Source organism: Arthrobacter sp. 2RAF6 (genome assembly GCF_052115205.1).
GTDB lineage: Bacteria > Actinomycetota > Actinomycetes > Actinomycetales > Micrococcaceae > Arthrobacter.
The window spans coordinates 1-563 of sequence record NZ_JBFRGF010000126.1 but is presented as its reverse complement, the minus strand read 5'-3'; the positions used below and the strand labels follow the sequence as shown (position 1 = coordinate 563).

Sequence of the window (563 nt, the reverse complement as noted above, 5' to 3'; positions counted from 1 at the left end):
GAAGTGGTGGCCCTCGGTGAGGGTGTCACGGACCTGGCGGTCGGGGACCTGGTGGGCAACGCCTGGCTCTGGTCCGCTTGTGGCGATTGCCAGTTCTGCCGGACCGGTTGGGAGACGCTGTGCGAAGCCCAGAAGAACGCCGGTTACAGCGTGGATGGTTCCTTCGGGGAGTACATGCTGGTGGACAGCCGGTTCGCCGCGAGGATTCCGGCTGGTTCGGATCCGGTGGAGGTCGCTCCGGTGTTGTGCGCCGGTGTCACCGTGTACAAGGGGTTGAAGATGACCGAGGCCAGGCCGGGCCAGTGGGTCACGATTTCCGGTATCGGCGGACTGGGGCACATCGCGGTCCAGTACGCGGTGGCCATGGGCTTGCGGGTGGCCGCGGTGGACATCGCCGATGACAAGCTTGCCCTGGCCAAAAAGCACGGCGCCGAGCTGACGGTCAACGCGCTGCACGAGGATCCCGTGGAAGTCATCCAGCGGGAAACCGGGGGCTGCCATGGTGTGCTGGTCACGGCGGTGCATCCGTCGGCATTCGGGCAGGCGATCGGCATGGCCAGGCG

At 66.6% G+C, this 563-nt stretch carries 1 protein-coding gene; it reads left to right on the top strand.

Features of this window, described 5'->3' with window-relative positions:
- A partial coding sequence (locus tag AB4Z38_RS25795) for a zinc-binding dehydrogenase (protein WP_441432348.1) occupies nt 1–563 on the top strand: 563 nt, incomplete at both ends.